Source organism: Delftia sp. WSY_7 (genome assembly GCF_043104845.1).
GTDB lineage: Bacteria > Pseudomonadota > Gammaproteobacteria > Burkholderiales > Burkholderiaceae_C > Comamonas > Comamonas tsuruhatensis.
The window spans coordinates 475,520-490,283 of the sequence record NZ_JBICLB010000033.1 but is presented as its reverse complement, the minus strand read 5'-3'; the positions used below and the strand labels follow the sequence as shown (position 1 = coordinate 490,283).

The 14,764-nt window shown below is 68.7% G+C and carries 12 protein-coding genes; 10 read left to right on the top strand and 2 right to left on the bottom strand.

Annotated features, from left to right (window positions below):
- The first annotated feature begins 23 nt into the window (after positions 1-23).
- The 4 genes from ACF8ME_RS14365 (at position 24) to ACF8ME_RS14350 (ending at position 3,405) form a co-directional block, all read left to right on the top strand.
- Positions 24-815: an SDR family oxidoreductase gene (locus ACF8ME_RS14365; protein WP_016452876.1), complete on the top strand. Its 792-nt coding sequence runs from the start codon at positions 24-26 to the stop codon at positions 813-815.
- Between the two features lie 117 nt (positions 816-932).
- On the top strand, positions 933-1,355 hold the full coding sequence (locus ACF8ME_RS14360) for a PaaI family thioesterase (RefSeq protein WP_016446794.1): 423 nt from the start codon (positions 933-935) through the stop codon (positions 1,353-1,355).
- A gap of 98 nt (positions 1,356-1,453) precedes the next feature.
- A complete protein-coding gene (locus ACF8ME_RS14355) occupies positions 1,454-2,470 on the top strand; it encodes an NADP-dependent oxidoreductase (protein WP_392417066.1) in 1,017 nt (338 codons plus the stop codon).
- Between the two features lie 29 nt (positions 2,471-2,499).
- Complete coding sequence (locus ACF8ME_RS14350; protein ID WP_392417064.1) at positions 2,500-3,405, top strand: SDR family oxidoreductase; 906 nt, start codon at positions 2,500-2,502, stop codon at positions 3,403-3,405.
- A 3-nt stretch (positions 3,406-3,408) separates the two neighbouring features.
- Here ACF8ME_RS14350 and ACF8ME_RS14345 read toward each other — a convergent pair whose 3' ends face one another.
- The gene (locus ACF8ME_RS14345; RefSeq protein ID WP_343739588.1) at positions 3,409-4,107 is read right to left on the bottom strand and encodes a DUF1566 domain-containing protein; all 699 of its coding nucleotides are present in this window, start codon (positions 4,105-4,107) and stop codon (positions 3,409-3,411) included.
- 183 nt (positions 4,108-4,290) lie between these two features.
- Between ACF8ME_RS14345 and ACF8ME_RS14340 the strand changes: the two genes are divergently transcribed.
- The 6 genes from ACF8ME_RS14340 to ACF8ME_RS14315 all read left to right on the top strand — a co-directional run bounded on the left by ACF8ME_RS14340 (position 4,291) and on the right by ACF8ME_RS14315 (position 13,542).
- Positions 4,291-5,532 (top strand): multidrug effflux MFS transporter, encoded by a 1,242-nt coding sequence (locus ACF8ME_RS14340; protein WP_034363958.1) that lies wholly within the window; start codon positions 4,291-4,293, stop codon positions 5,530-5,532.
- Positions 5,529-6,953, top strand: a complete 1,425-nt coding sequence (locus tag ACF8ME_RS14335; RefSeq protein WP_074922840.1) for an MFS transporter — start codon at positions 5,529-5,531, stop codon at positions 6,951-6,953. The genes ACF8ME_RS14340 and ACF8ME_RS14335 overlap by 4 nt, the downstream gene beginning before the upstream one ends.
- Positions 6,954-7,119: 166 nt before the next feature.
- A complete protein-coding gene (locus tag ACF8ME_RS14330; RefSeq protein ID WP_016446799.1) occupies positions 7,120-8,481 on the top strand; it encodes an efflux RND transporter periplasmic adaptor subunit in 1,362 nt (453 codons plus the stop codon).
- A gap of 18 nt (positions 8,482-8,499) precedes the next feature.
- Complete coding sequence (locus ACF8ME_RS14325) at positions 8,500-11,694, top strand: efflux RND transporter permease subunit (protein ID WP_392417061.1); 3,195 nt, start codon at positions 8,500-8,502, stop codon at positions 11,692-11,694.
- 8 nt (positions 11,695-11,702) lie between these two features.
- Positions 11,703-13,163 carry an efflux transporter outer membrane subunit gene (locus ACF8ME_RS14320; RefSeq protein ID WP_392417059.1) on the top strand — a complete coding sequence of 487 codons (1,461 nt, stop codon included), beginning with the start codon at positions 11,703-11,705 and terminating at the stop codon, positions 13,161-13,163.
- Positions 13,164-13,212: 49 nt separating this feature from the next.
- Complete coding sequence (locus ACF8ME_RS14315) at positions 13,213-13,542, top strand: antibiotic biosynthesis monooxygenase (protein ID WP_016446802.1); 330 nt, start codon at positions 13,213-13,215, stop codon at positions 13,540-13,542.
- Here the strand turns inward: ACF8ME_RS14315 and ACF8ME_RS14310 are convergent.
- Entirely contained in the window at positions 13,527-14,609 is a 1,083-nt protein-coding gene (locus tag ACF8ME_RS14310; RefSeq protein ID WP_392417057.1) for a DUF72 domain-containing protein, read from the bottom strand. The two genes, ACF8ME_RS14315 and ACF8ME_RS14310, sit on opposite strands and share 16 nt — an antisense overlap.
- Positions 14,610-14,764: the final 155 nt, after the last annotated feature.

The following is a 14,764-nucleotide window of genomic DNA, read 5'->3' as shown; positions in this document are numbered from 1 at the left end:
GACCCGGACCAGGAGACAGACGAATGACTCGCAATGTGCAGCAACTTTTCGACCTCACCGGCAAGACCGCCCTGGTGACCGGCGGCTCGCGCGGCCTGGGCCTGCAGATGGCCCATGCGTTGGGCGAGGCGGGCGCCAGGATCATGCTGAGTTCGCGCAAGGCTGCCGACCTGGAGGAAGCCGCCGCCGAGCTGCAGGCCGCAGGCATCGACGCCCGCTGGATCGCCGCCGACTGCGCCAACGAGGCCGACATCGAGCGCCTGGCCGCCGAGACGCTGGAGCGCCTGGGCCAGGTGGACATCCTCATCAACAATGCGGGCGCCAGCTGGGGCGCGCCGGCCGAGGAGCACCCGGTGGCCGCCTGGGACAAGGTGATGAACCTCAACGTGCGCGGCTACTTCCTGCTGAGCCAGCAGATCGCGCGGCGCAGCATGATCCCGCGCAAGACCGGGCGCATCATCAACCTGGCCTCCATCGCAGGCCTGGGCGGCAACCCGCTGGGCATGAAGACCATTGCCTACAACACCTCCAAGGGAGCCGTCATCAACTTCACGCGCGCGCTGGCCGGCGAGTGGGGCGTGCATGGCATCACCGTCAACGCCATCTGCCCGGGCTTTTTCAAGACCAAGATGGCCAGCGTGCTGATCGAGACCCTGGGCGAGGACGAGATGAAATCCCATGCCCCGCTGCGCCGCCTGGGCGACGACGAGGACCTCAAGGGCCTGACCCTGCTGTACGCCAGTGACGCGGGCAAGCACATCACGGGCCAGTGGATGGCCGTGGACGGCGGCGTCAGCGCCCTGGTGGGCGGCTGAACGCGGTGGCGCTGCTGCCGAGGTGACAGTTTTTCCCGCAGATCGTGCCGCCGCGCGCCATGGTGCCTTCGGGCGCCCTTATGCTCGCCTGCATTGCGATCTGAACTGGAGAATTTCGTGCTGGATTTTGGCCACCCCATCCCCTTCGTCGACCACCTGGGTTTCACCCTGCACCGCATGGAGGACGGGGAGTCCGAACTGCGCTTCGAGGCGCGTCCCGAGCACCTGAACACCTTTGACGTGACCCACGGCGGCGCCACCATGACCCTGCTGGACGTGACCATGGCCGTGGCCGCACGCAGCCTGCAGCGCGACATGGGCTGCGTGACCATAGAGATGAAGACCAGCTTCATGCAGCCGGCGCGCGGCCCCCTGGTGGCCAAGGGCGTGGTGCTGCACCGCACGCGTTCCATGGCCTATACCGAGGCGCGCGTGTTCGATGCCTCGGGCCGGCTGTGCAGCCATGCGACCGGAACGTTCAAGTACATGCCGCGCGTGGCCAAGCCGGCCGCCGCCGAGACAACCCTCGCCACGGACTGATCCGCACGGCGAATTTGCCAGATACCCAATGCCACACGCCAGCCCCGGCAGCACCGGGAACTGGTTTCATTGTTTGTGATGCCACCGGAGGTTTTCCCATGCCCGTGAACCAGCAGATCCTGCTCGACAACCGCCCCGAGGGCGAAGCCGTGGAAAGCAATTTCCGCCTTGTCAGTACCGAGACCCCGGCGCTGGCCGAAGGCCAGGTGCTGGTGCGCCACCACTACCTGAGCCTGGACCCCTACATGCGCGGCCGCATGAATGACAGCAAGAGCTACGCCCAGCCGCAGCCGCTGGGTGAGGTCATGATCGGCGGCACCGTGGGCGAGGTGGTGGAAAGCCGCCATCCCAAATTTGCCGTTGGCGACAAGGTCGTGGGCATGGGCGGGTGGCAGGAATACAGCGTGGTCGATGGCGATGCGCCCGGCATGCTGCGCAAGGTGGACACCACCCATGTGCCGCTGTCGCACTACCTGGGCGCCGTGGGCATGCCCGGCGTGACGGCCTGGTACGGCCTGGTCAAGATCATCGCCCCCAAGGCCGGCGAGACCGTGGTGGTCAGCGCCGCCACGGGCGCCGTGGGCAGCGCGTTCGCGGCCCTGGCCAAGGCGCGCGGCTGCCGCGTGGTAGGCATTGCGGGCGGCCCCGAGAAGTGCCGCTACGCCACCGAGGAGCTGGGCTTCGACGCCTGCATCGACTACCGCGAGCACCCCGACACCAAGACCATGGCCAAGGCGCTCAAGGACGCCTGCCCGCAGGGCATCGACGGCTACTTCGAGAACGTGGGCGGCTACATCCTCGACGCCGTGCTGCTGCGCACCAACGCCTTTGCGCGGATCGCGCTGTGCGGAATGATCGCGGGCTACGACGGCAAGCCGCTGCCCATGACCAATCCCGCGCTCATCCTGATCAACCGCATCCGCATCGAAGGCTTCATCGTCAGCGAGCACATGGAAGTCTGGCCCGAGGCGCTGCAGGAACTGGGCCGCCTGGTGGGCACCGGCAAGCTGCGCCCGCGCGAGAGCATTGCCGAAGGCATTGCTTCCGCACCCTCGGCCTTCCTGGGCTTGCTCAAGGGCAAGAACTTCGGAAAGCAACTCGTCAAATTGATCTGAACCACCACAAAAAACCAGGAGACAAGGGAATGATCAAGAACTTCAAGGGCAAGACGGCCGTGCTGACGGGCGCGGGCTCGGGCTTCGGCCTGGAGTGCGCGCGCATTGGCGCGAAGCTGGGCATGAACCTGGTGCTGGTCGATGTGCAGCAGGAGGCTCTGGACAAGGCTGCCGCCGAGTTCGAAGGGCAGGGCGTGTGCGTGCTGGCGCGGCGCGTGGATGTGTCCGACGCAGCCCAGATGCAGGCCCTGGCCGACGAGGTGCGCCAGCAGTTCGGCGCGCCGCACTTCGTGTTCAACAACGCAGGCGTGGGCGCGGGCGGGCTGGTCTGGGAGAACACGCTGGAAGATTGGCAGTGGGTGCTGGGCGTCAACCTCTGGGGCGTGATCCACGGCGTGCGGCTGTTCACGCCCATGATGCTGGAGGCCGCCAAGGCCGACCCGTCCTTCGAGGGCCACATCGTCAACACGGCCAGCATGGCCGGGCTGCTGGCGCCTCCCAACATGGGCATCTACAACGTCAGCAAGCATGCCGTGGTCAGCCTGACCGAGACGCTGTACCAGGACCTGGCCCTGGTCTCCGACCAGATCAGCGCCAGCGTGCTGTGCCCCTTCTTCGTTCCCACGGGCATCAGCCACAGCGAGCGCAACCGCCCCAGCCATCTGGCCGCGCAGCCGCTGACGGCCAGCCAGAAGATCGGCCAGGCCATGAGCGAGAAGGCCGTGGGCTCGGGCAAGGTCACGGCCCCCGATGTGGCGCAGAAGGTCTTCGACGCCATTGCGGCCAACCAGTTCTACATCTACAGCCATCCGCAGGCCCTGGGTTCGGTCCAGACCCGCATGGAGGATGTGGTGCAGGGCCGCAACCCCACCGACCCGTTCGCGCACAAGCCCGAACTGGGCGCCAGCCTCAAGGCCTCGCTGCGCGCGGCCTGAGCGTCAGTCCTCTTCGTCCGGGTCCGGCCTGTGGGGGGCTGGCCTGGCGGGAGCCTCGGCCTTTTCCTCTGGCGGCGCGGAGGGCAGGGGCCGCACCAGCCGCACCATGAGCTGGTTGCCGCGCCCCATGTCGGGCCGCGTCTCCAGGCTGTCGAGGTCAATCGCCCAGGCCTGCTGGGCCGACAGCTGCGTACCGGCGCTGCCCGAGATGTTGCTGTAGTTGTAGGGATTGACGGGCCGTGCGTTCACCGCTGCCGTGCCCGTCCAGTGCCAGCCGCGCGGCGCGCCCGGGAACAGCTCGGGCGACAGGCCTTGCGGCCGTATATCGCGCGAGATCAGCCGGCGCATCTCGTTGACGCGCGGCAGGCGCCAGCGCACGCCGTCCTGCTTGGCCCGCTCGGCGGCCAGGGCCTGCGCCTGCTTGTGCGTGAACAGCTCCGGCAGGCCCGCGCAGGTCTTGCCATTCCAGTGCATGCCTTCCACGCAGCGCGGCCACAGCAGGCGGGCGCGGCGGTCGATCACGTCGCGGCCGTCTTCGGACACTTCCAGCATGGCAGTGGCGCCGGTCTTGGCGTCACCGCGGGCCTGCGGCGGCGCCGCATGGGCCGGGCCCTGCATGCACGTGCCCAGCAGCAGGGCGGCGAGCAGGGGCCTTGGCAATGCGTTGAGGGTCGGCAGGAAGAGGGGCGTGGATGAGTGCATGGGGTGTCTATGCTGCTGTGGTGGCAATCTCGTATCCGAGCGTAACAGGGTTGCAGCCCCGCAAACTTGTGCCACGGCAAGCCGCCAGCGCCGCACGCGCCGGCCTGCCTGCCCAGGAAATGTGAGCACCGCCCTGCAGCCCGCAGCGCTTGCCGCCACAATGGCGCGTCTATGTCTGCGTCTATGCCTTCTCCCTCTTCTTCTCCCGCTTCCCCTGATTCCCACACGCTGCGCCTGGTGCTGATCCTGGGCCTGCTCTCGGCCATCGGCCCGTTTGCCATCGACATGTACCTGCCCGCGCTGCCCCAGATCGGCAGCAGCCTGGGCGCCCAGGTGGGCGCGGTGCAGGCCAGCCTGACGGCCTTCTTCCTCTCGCTGGGCGTGGGCCAGCTGCTGTACGGGCCGGTCTCGGACATGGTGGGGCGCAAGCCGCCGCTGTACTTCGGCCTGGCCGTGTTCGCGCTGGCCAGCGTGGGCTGCGCCATGGCCACCAGCATCGAGACGCTGGTGGTGCTGCGCTTCATCCAGGGCCTGGGCGCGGCGGCCGGCATGGCCGTGCCGCGCGCCGTGGTGCGCGACCTGCACACCGGCCATGCGGCGGCCCGCATGATGTCGCTGCTGATGCTGGTGTTCAGCGTCTCTCCCATCCTGGCGCCGCTGGCCGGCAGCGGTGTGATCGCCGTCAGCAGCTGGCGCGGCGTGTTCTGGGCCGTGGCCGTGGCGGCCGTGATCGGCCTGGCGGCCGTGTTCATGGGCCTGAAGGAAACGCGCGGGGCCGCCGCGCGGCTGGACAGCAGCGTGGCCGGCGCACTGCGCGCCTACGGCGTGCTGCTGCGCGACTGGCATTACCTGGGCCTGGTCTTCATCGGCGGCTGCGCCATGGCGGGCTTTTTCGTCTACCTGGCTGGCTCGCCCTTTGTGCTGATCAACTACTACGGGCTCAGCTCCACCCAGTACAGCCTGGCCTTCGGGCTCAACGCCATCGCCTTCATCGGCGCGGCGCAGTTCACGGGCTGGCTGGGCCAGCGTTTCGGCCTGGTGCGCGTGGTCAAGGTGGCGGCCACCGGCTCGGGCCTGGTGATGCTGTCGCTGCTGTCGTACTACCTGCTGGGCGGTGAGCGGCTGGCCGTGCTGATCGGCCTGTACTTCGTGGCCAGCGCGCTGATGGGGCTGGTGATTCCGACGACCTCGGTGCTGGCGCTGGAGGAGCACGGCGCCATCGCCGGCACGGCCTCGGCGCTGCTGGGCACGCTGCAGATGCTGTCGGGTGCGGCGGCCATGCAGATCGTGGGCCTGTTCTCCACGGGCAAGCCCCTGCCCATGGTGGTGGGCATGGCCACGGGCGCGCTGATCGGCGTGGCGCTGGCCTGGATCACGCTGGGCGGCGCACGTGCCCACCGCGTGGGTGCAAAGGGCCATTCATGAGCCTGGCACCCGCGGCAGAGGCTGCGCCTGTCCACGATGGACTTCCGTCAGGCCCTCGCGGCCAGGCGATGCTGGTCATCATCCTGGGGCTGACGCTGTCGGTGCTGGACAGCACCCTGGTCAATCTGGCACTGCCTGCCATGGCGCGCGAGCTGCAGGCCAGCTCGGCCCATACGCTGTGGGTGGTCAATTCCTACCAGCTTGCCAGCCTGGTGCTGCTGCTGCCGCTGGCGGCCCTGGGCGAACGCCTGGGCTACCGCCGCGTGTATCTGGTGGGCATGCTGGTGTTCTCCCTGGCCTCGCTGGCAGCCATGCTGGCCACATCGCTGCCCACGCTGGTGGCGGCGCGGGCGCTGCAGGGCCTGGGCGCTGCGGGCGTGATGAGCGTCAATGCCGCCCTGGTGCGGCTGATCTATCCGCGTGCCTTGCTGGGCCGGGGCATGGCCGTCAATTCGCTGGTGGTGGCCACGGCATCCATGGCCGGGCCTTCGGTGGCGGCGGCCATTTTGTCGGTGGCCAGCTGGCCCTGGCTGTTTGCGGCCAACCTGCCGCTGGGCCTGTTCACGCTGTGGCTGGGACGCCGGGCGCTGCCGGCCAATGCGGTGCCGGCACACGCGGGCGCGCGGCTGTCGCCGCTGGATGTGCTGCTCAACATCCTCATGTTCAGCCTGATCTTCCTGGGCGGCGAGCAGCTGGGCATGCGCGCCGGCGGTGCCCAGTCGTCCCTGCCTTCGGGCTGGTGGCTGCTGGGCGCGGGCCTGCTGGTGGGGCTGTGGTATGTGCGCCGCCAGTGGCGCCTGCCTGCGCCGCTGCTGCCGGTGGACCTGCTGCGCATTCCGGTGTTCGCGCTGTCCATGTGCGGATCGGTCAGCGCCTTCTGCGCGCAGATGCTGGCCTACCTGGCCCTGCCTTTCCTGCTGCTGGAGTCGCACGGCATGTCGCCCATCGAGGCCGGGCTGCTGATCACGGCCTGGCCGCTGGCCACGGTGATGACGGCGCCCATTGCGGGCCGGCTCATCGGCCGCTATGCGGACGGGCTGCTGGGCGGCATCGGCATGGCCATGTTCGCCTGCGGCCTGTGGGCGCTGGCGGCCATGCCCGATGCGCCCTCGACCCTGGACATGGTCTGGCGCATGCTGCTGGCGGGCAGCGGCTTTGCGCTGTACCAGTCGCCCAACAACCACACCATCGTGACCTCGGCGCCGCTGGCACGCAGCGGCGCGGCCGGCGGCATGCTGAGCTCGGCGCGGCTCACGGGGCAGACGCTGGGGGCCGTGGTGCTGGCCACCATCTTCACCGTCTCGGGCGGGCATGGCGGCCATGCCGAAATCGTGGCCCTGGCCGTGGCGGGCTGCTTTGCGGCCATGGCGGGCGTGTTCAGCATGCTGCGCGTGCGCACGGCGCCCGCCGCAAGGCACTGAACAGACCGGCAAATGGCATTGAACTTGCATGTGTCGGCGCGCTCCGACACCTGCATCATCCTGGATGGTCTTGCCACGAGACTGCGGTGGCATGCCATCCACTTTACAAACAAGAAATATGGGCACTGCACAATCGTGCGATGCCCCCAACGACTTCGCTGTTCCTATGAATTTTGACGTGCCTCTTTCGCCGAGTACGCGCCTTGCGGCGCCTTCCGATTCCCAGCCCGGCGCAGGGCACGCACAACCTTCTGCCTCGCTTGCACGCAGCAAGCGCCCCGGTGCTGCCGTGCTGTGCGCGCTGGCACTGGCCGCCAGCCTGGCCGCCTGCTCCAGGCAGGATGCAGCGCCCGCCGCCGCAGCCAAGGCTGCGCCCGAGGTGGGCGTGGTCACGCTGCAAAAGCAGAGCCAGCAGCTGGAGGCCACGCTGCCGGGCCGCACACGCGCCTCGCTGACCGCCGAGGTGAGGCCCCAGGTCTCGGGCATCGTGCAAAAGCGCCTGTTCACCGAAGGCGCCCTGGTGCGCCAGGGCCAGCAGCTCTACCAGATCGACGCGGCCTCGCTGCGCGCCACCGAGGCCAGCGCCCAGGCGGCCCTGGCCAAGGCCGAGGCCAGCGCCCGCACGCTGGAGGCCACGTCGCGGCGCAATGCCGAGCTGGTCAAGATCGATGCCATCAGCCAGCAGGCGTTTGAAGAAAGCCAGGCCGCCGCAGCCCAGTCGCGCTCGGACGTGGCCGTGGCCAAGGCCAATCTGGAGACCGCGCGCATCAACCTCAAGTACAGCCGCATCGAGGCGCCCATCAGCGGGCGCATCAGCCTGTCCACGGTGACGCCGGGCGCGCTGGTGACGGCCAACCAGACGGAGGCGCTGACCTCCATCGTGCAGCTGGACCCCATGTATGTGGACTTCACCCAGTCCACCAGCGAGCTGCTGCAGCTCAAGCGCGACTGGGATGCCGGGCGCTTCCAGAAGGTGGAGGGCGACAAGGTCGCCGTGCGTATCCGCCTGGACGATGGCACGGAATACGGCCACCAGGGCAAGCTGCAGTTTGCCGGCGTGATCGTCAATGCCACCACGGGCAGCGTCACGCTGCGCGCCGTGGTGCCCAACCCGCAGGGCCTGCTCATGCCCGGCATGTATGTGCAGGCGCTGCTGCCCACGGGCCTGGCGCCCGAGGCGCTGCTGGTGCCCCAGCAGTCGGTGACGCGCGACCTGACCGGCAAGGCCAGCGTGCTGGTGGCCAAGGCCGACGACGTGATCGAGCGCAGGCCCGTGAACATCGACCGGGCCGTGGGCAATATGTGGCTGCTGCAGGACGGCCTGTCGGCCGGCGAGCGCGTGGTGGTCGATGGCTTCCAGCGCATCAAGCCCGGCGACAAGGTGCGTGCCGTGGAGGTGGACCTGCGCGCCAAGGCCCAGGCCCGCAAGGGCAAGCCGGCCGACGGGCCGGCAGCACCTGGCGCTGCGGACAAGGCGCCTGCTACAGCTCCTGCACCGGCAGCGGCTCCTGCTCCCGCCGCCGGCTAAGCCGCAGGAACCCGTCACATGGCTCAGTTCTTCATCAACCGGCCCATCTTCGCGTGGGTCATCGCCATCGTCATCATGCTGGGCGGCGCGCTGTCCATCTTCACGCTGCCGCTGGAGCAATACCCCGACATCGCGCCGCCGCGCGTGACCATCGGCGCGCAGTACACGGGCGCCTCGGCCGAGACGGTCGAGAACTCGGTGACCCAGATCATCGAGCAGCAGCTCAAGGGCATCGACAACATGCTCTACATGAGCTCCACGTCCGACGCCTCGGGCCGCGCGCGCACCACGCTGACCTTTGCGCCGGGCACCAACATCGACGTGGCCCAGGTGCAGGTGCAAAACAAGCTGCAGTCCGCCGTGAACCGCCTGCCCGACGCCGTCAAGAGCCGGGGTGTGTTCGTGAACAAGGGCGGCCAGGACTTCCTGGTCATCTACAGCTTCTTCTCCAAGGACCCGGCCATGACCGCGGTCGACATCGGCGACTACCTGACCAGCAACCTGGTCGACGTGATCGGCCGCCTCGACGGCGTGGGCGATGTCAACGTCTTCGGCACCAACTATGCGATGCGCATCTGGATGGACCCGGCCAAGATGGAGAAGTACGCGCTGATGCCGTCGGACCTGGTCAATGCGCTGAACTCGCAGAACGCCCAGGTCTCGGCCGGCCAGCTGGGCGCGCTGCCCGCCGTGGCGGACCAGCAGCTGAACGCCACCATCACGGCGCGCACCAAGCTCAGGACGGTGGAGCAGTTCGAGGACATCGTCCTGAAGTCGTCCGTGGACGGGTCGGTGGTGCTCATGAAGGACGTGGCCCGCGTGGAGCTGGGCGCCGACAACCTGGCCATCAAGGCCAAGCTCAACGGCCTGCCGGGCGCGGGCATGGGCATCGTGCTGGCCGATGGCGCCAACGCCATGAACGTGGCCGACACCATCGCCGCCAAGCTGGCCGAGCTCAAGCCCTTCTTGCCCAACGAGATCGACTACTTCGTCAGCTCGGACTCCACGCCCTTCGTGCGCGCCTCCATCAAGGAAGTGGTCAGCGCGCTGGGGGAGGCCATGATCCTCGTGGTCATCGTGATGTTCATCTTCCTGCAGAACTTCCGCGCCACGATGATCCCCGCCATCGCCGTGCCCGTGGTGCTGCTGGGCACCTTCGGCGTGCTGTCGCTGGCCGGGTACTCGATCAATACGCTGACCATGTTCGCCATGGTGCTGGCCATCGGCCTGCTGGTGGACGATGCCATCGTCGTGGTGGAGAACGTCGAGCGCGTGATGCACGAGACGGGCATGTCGCCCAAGCAGGCCACGCGCCAGTCCATGCGCGAGATCACGCCGGCCCTGGTGGGCATCGGCGTGACGCTGTCGGCCGTGTTCGTGCCCATGGCCTTCTTCGGCGGCTCCACGGGCGTGATCTACCGGCAGTTCTCCATCACCATCGTCGCGGCCATGGCGCTGTCGGTGTTCGTGGCGCTGACGCTCACGCCGGCGCTGTGCGCCACCCTGCTCAAGCCGCCCGCAGCGGGCGGGGCAGGGCATGACCGCCCGATCCGCAGCGGCATCCTGGGGGTGAACGACCGGTTCTTCCGCTGGTTCAACCACCATTTCGATGCCACGGCCGCGCGCTACCAGGGCACGGTGGCGTACTCGCTGCGCCGCGCCAAGCGCATGATGCTGATCTTCCTGGCCGTCTGCGGCGTGGTCTGGCTGCTGATGGCGCGCCTGCCCACGTCCTTCCTGCCCGACGAGGACCAGGGCTTTGTCTTCGTCAACATCAACCTGCCTTCGGGCGCGGCCGACACGCGGCTGCAGGGCGTGCTCGACGAGGTGCGCGACTACTTTGCCAGGCAGCCCGACGTGCTGAGCTTCTACCAGGTCTCTGGCCTGAACGGCGACCAGGCCTCGGCACGCGCCTTCGTGCGGCTGAAGACCTGGGAGGAGCGCCCGCTGCCGGGCCAGTCGGCCTCCGAGATCGCGCACCGGGCGACCCGGGAGCTGGCCTCCATCCGCGATGCGCGCGTGCTGGTCATGCTGCCGCCGGCCGTGCGCGGCCTGGGCTCCAGCTCGGGCTTCAACTTCATGATCAAGGACATGAACGGCCTGGGCCACCAGGCGCTGCTGCAGGCCAAGGAAAAATTCCTGACCGAGGCCCGCAAGCGCCCCGAGCTCACCAATCTGCGCATGACCAACCTGGAGGACGCCAGCGAGCTGCGCCTGGACATCGACGACCGCAAGGCCGCCGCGCTCGGCCTGTCGTACACCGACATCAACAGCGTGCTGTCCAGCGCCATGGGCGGCACCTATGTCAACGACTTCCTGAACAACGAGCGCGTCAAGCGCGTCTACATCCAGGGCGATGCGCCGCACCGCATGCTGCCCCAGGACATCGCCAAATGGACGGTGCGCAACGGCAAGGGCGAGATGGTGCCGTTCAGCGCCTTCTCCAGCAGCTATTGGGCCTACGGTTCGCCCCAGCTCATGCGCTACAACGGCAACCCGGCCTACGAAATGGAAGGCCGCGCCGCGCCGGGCGTCAGCTCGGGCACGGCCATGCAGATCGTCGAGGACATCCTGCGCACGCTGCCGGCCGGCATAGGCTACGAGTGGACGGGGGCCTCGCTGCAGGAGCGCCAGTCGGGCGCGCAGGCGCCGCTGCTGTACGCCATCTCCATCCTCTTCGTGTTCCTGTGCCTGGCGGCGCTGTACGAGAGCTGGACCGTGCCGCTGTCCGTGATGCTGGCCGTGCCGCTGGGCGTGGTGGGCGCGCTGGCCGCCACCTATACGCGCGGGCTGACCAATGACGTGTACTTCCAGGTGGGCCTGCTGACCACGGTGGGCCTGGCATCCAAGAACGCCATCCTGATCGTGGAATTTGCGGTGCAGCTGCAGGAGCAGGGCAAGAGCATCTTCGACGCCGTGGTCTCGGCCGTGCGCCTGCGCCTGCGGCCCATTTTGATGACCTCGCTGGCCTTCGGCTTCGGCGTCATTCCGCTGGCCATCGGCACGGGTGCCGGCGCGGGCGGGCGCAATGCCATCGGCACGGCCGTGCTCGGCGGCATGCTGGCCTCCACGGTGCTGGGCATCTTCCTGGTGCCGGTGTTCTTCCTGCTGATTCGCAGCTGGTTCAAGAGCCACTCGCGCACGGATGAAGAAAGCCCGCAGCAGGCAACCGACTCACCCCATACCAATACCACCAAGGAGAGCGCAGCATGAGGCGCCGAATGCACCGTTCCACCCTCGCCGCTGCGGCCGCGCTGGCGGCCCTGCTGTCCGGCTGCAATCTTGCGCCGCAGCACCGCACGCCGGACATGCCCGTGCCCGACACGGTGGGCAGCACCGCAGCCAATCCGGCACAGGCCGACGAGGCCAGCCTGCAGGCGGCCGCCGCGCTGGACTGGGTGCAGTCCCGGCAGCTGCGCGAGGTCATTGCGCTGGCCCTGGCCAACAACCGCGACCTGCGCGTGGCGGTGGAGAACATCGAGCGCGCGCGTGCCCAGTACGGCATCACGCGCGCCGACCTGCTGCCCAGCGTCAACGCCCAGGCCCAGGCCAGCCGTGCGCGCACGGCCGCCGGCATGACCAGCGCCACGCAATCGGCATCGGTCAGCACCCAGTACACGGCCCAGCTGGGCTTTGCCAGCTACGAGATCGACCTCTGGGGCCGCGTGCGCAACCTCAGCGAGGCCGCGCTGCAGCAGTTCCTGCAAAGCGAGCAGAACCGGCGCAATGTGCAGATCGGCCTGGTGGCCGACGTGGCCAACGCCTGGCTCACGCTGGCCGCCGACCAGGCCCGCCTGCAGCTGGCACGCGACACCCTGGCCAGCCGCGAGAAGGCCTACGAGCTGACGCGGCGCATGCATGAGATAGGTTCGACTTCGGGCCTGGTGCTGGCCCAGAACCAGACCACGGTGGACACGGCGCGCGGCGACGTGGCCAGCTTCACCTCCCAGGTGGAGCGTGACCGCAACGCCCTGCAGTTGCTGGTGGGCGGTCCGCTGCCCGACAGCCTGCTGCCCGGCGCCGCCACGCTGCGCGCCGGCGCCCAGCCTGCGGCGGCGCTGCAGCCCGTGCCTTCACCGCTGCCCTCCAGCGTGCTGCTGGTGCGCCCCGATATCCAGGCCGCCGAGAACAACCTGCGCGCCATGGAGGCCAACATCGGCGCCGCCCGCGCAGCCATGTTCCCCACCATCAGCCTCACGGCCAGCGTGGGATCGGGCAGCCGCGAGCTCGATGGCCTCTTTGGCGGCAGCAGCAGCAGCACCTGGAGCTTCATCCCCCTGGTGCGCCTGCCCATCTTCGACGGTGGCCGCAACCGTGCGGGCGTGCAGGTGGCCGAGGCCAACCAGCGCATCGCCATCGCCCAGTACGAGAAGGCCGTGCAGACGGCCTTCCGCGAGACCGCCGACGTGCTGGCCGACCGCGCGCAGTGGGACGAGCGCCTGGCCGCCCAGACCAGCATGGTCGCGGCCACGCAGAAGGCCTTCGACCTGTCGGAGGCACGCTTCAAGGCCGGCGTGGACAACTACCTCACCGTGCTGGATGCGCAGCGCAGCCTCTACACGGCCCAGCAGACCCTGATCGGCCTGCGCCTGTCCGAGCAGCTCAACCGCGTCACGCTGTGGAAGGTGCTGGGCGGCGAGCAGGTGCAGGCGCCGTCCGCCTCTGAGCCGGCGAATTCCTGAGCGCGGGCGGTGTATTCTGCGGGCCCGCAGAACTTGCCGCCCGACCACGATGAGCCCCTTTGCCAACACCCCCGAGCCGCCTTACTACGCCGTCATCTTCTCGTCGCGCAGAACGCCGGACGACGATGATGGCTACGGCCTCATGGCCCAGCGCATGGTGGACCTGGCCGCGCAGCAGCAGGGTTTCCTGGGTGCGGAAAGCACGCGCGGCGAGGACGGTTTCGGCATCACCGTGTCCTACTGGTCCACGGCCGAATCCATCGCGCGCTGGAAGCAGGATGCCGAGCACCTGGTCGCCCAGCAACTGGGCAAGGACGCCTGGTACGAGCACTATGAATTGCGCGTGGCCCGCGTGGAGCGCGCCTACGGCAAGCGCTGAACCCGGGCCGCCTCCGCCTGGACCACGGCCTCGGCCAGCAGCGCGATGGAGCGCGGCGCGCAGCCCTCTGCATCGTTGCTCACCGTCACGAAGGCGGGCAGCCCGCGGCTGGTGATGCCATCGATGGTCTTGGCGAGGATGGCGCGCGTGTGCGCATCGGGCGTGCGGATCTCGTCGAAGGGGTCGTGCTTCTTTTGCGCATCGGGATAGCCGTAGGCACCGAACTCGCGGTTCAGGTTCCAGCGGCAGACCAGCGGGGTGGGCCACAGCCCGCGCAGAAAAACCAGTTGCTCCTCGATGGGGGGCATCTTGCCGTGCAGTCCCAGGCAGAAGGTGGCGCCACTGGCGCGCAGGGTGTCGGCCAACTGCGGCGTCAGCAGATCCGGGTCGCGCACCTCCACCGCCACGATGATCTGCGCGCCCAGCGGATGGGCGGCCAGCGCCGCGCGCACCGCCTCCAGCATGGCCTGCAGCCGCGCCAGCAGTTCGGTGGGGCGGCTGAGCAGGCCCCAGGTCATCGGGCTGAGCTGGAACACCAGCACGCCCAGCCGCTCGCCCAGCCCTTCGAGCGTGGGCTCGACGAAGCTGGTGACGGCCAGATCGGGTTGAAGGAACACCGGGTTCAGCGACATGCCCTTGCCGTCCTCGTCACGCACCTGCGCGTCGGTAACCACGGATGGGCACTTGACCACGAAGCGGAAATCGGCCGGCACCTGGCCCGCGAAGGCCAGGTACTGGCTGGCCGTCAACGGCCTCCAGAAGCTGCGGTCCACGCAGACCGTTCGCATCAACGGATGCCGGCCATAGGCCTCCAGCCCCTTCTTGGCCAGCACGCTTTTGTCATAGGCGCCATCCCAGATCAAGCCTTCCCAGCCCGGGTAGGACCAGGTGGAGACCCCCATGCGCAGGCCCTGCGCAAGCTGGTCCGCCAGCGCCTGCCATTGCAGGGCCTGGGGCGCCAGCTGCACGGCGCCGGCGGCCTTGCGCGGTGCCGGTGTGCGGCCGGCAGGCGCGGGCGGCGGGGCAGGGGCCGATGGTGGGGGAGAACCGAACAGATCGTCTTGCATTCGAAGCTGGTGATTGTGGCAGAGGGTGCCTGCCGCAGGGCCCCGGCAAAAGCAGGCAGTGGATTGATTTTGCAAGCCCTTGAATTCATTGGCCTGCAAGAAATGCTTGCATTTGCGGGTCGGCCGCGAGCGGCCCGGCCCGAATCGCGTGTGGC

Coding starts and splice junctions, on each gene's coding strand:
- ACF8ME_RS14355 (WP_392417066.1), top strand. CDS start 1,454: ATGCCCGTGAACCAGCAGATCCTGCTCGACAACCGCCCCGAGGGCGAA.
- ACF8ME_RS14345 (WP_343739588.1), bottom strand. CDS start 4,107: ATGCACTCATCCACGCCCCTCTTCCTGCCGACCCTCAACGCATTGCCA.
- ACF8ME_RS14350 (WP_392417064.1), top strand. CDS start 2,500: ATGATCAAGAACTTCAAGGGCAAGACGGCCGTGCTGACGGGCGCGGGC.
- ACF8ME_RS14335 (WP_074922840.1), top strand. CDS start 5,529: ATGAGCCTGGCACCCGCGGCAGAGGCTGCGCCTGTCCACGATGGACTT.
- ACF8ME_RS14330 (WP_016446799.1), top strand. CDS start 7,120: ATGAATTTTGACGTGCCTCTTTCGCCGAGTACGCGCCTTGCGGCGCCT.
- ACF8ME_RS14325 (WP_392417061.1), top strand. CDS start 8,500: ATGGCTCAGTTCTTCATCAACCGGCCCATCTTCGCGTGGGTCATCGCC.
- ACF8ME_RS14365 (WP_016452876.1), top strand. CDS start 24: ATGACTCGCAATGTGCAGCAACTTTTCGACCTCACCGGCAAGACCGCC.
- ACF8ME_RS14315 (WP_016446802.1), top strand. CDS start 13,213: ATGAGCCCCTTTGCCAACACCCCCGAGCCGCCTTACTACGCCGTCATC.
- ACF8ME_RS14340 (WP_034363958.1), top strand. CDS start 4,291: ATGCCTTCTCCCTCTTCTTCTCCCGCTTCCCCTGATTCCCACACGCTG.
- ACF8ME_RS14310 (WP_392417057.1), bottom strand. CDS start 14,609: ATGCAAGACGATCTGTTCGGTTCTCCCCCACCATCGGCCCCTGCCCCG.
- ACF8ME_RS14320 (WP_392417059.1), top strand. CDS start 11,703: ATGCACCGTTCCACCCTCGCCGCTGCGGCCGCGCTGGCGGCCCTGCTG.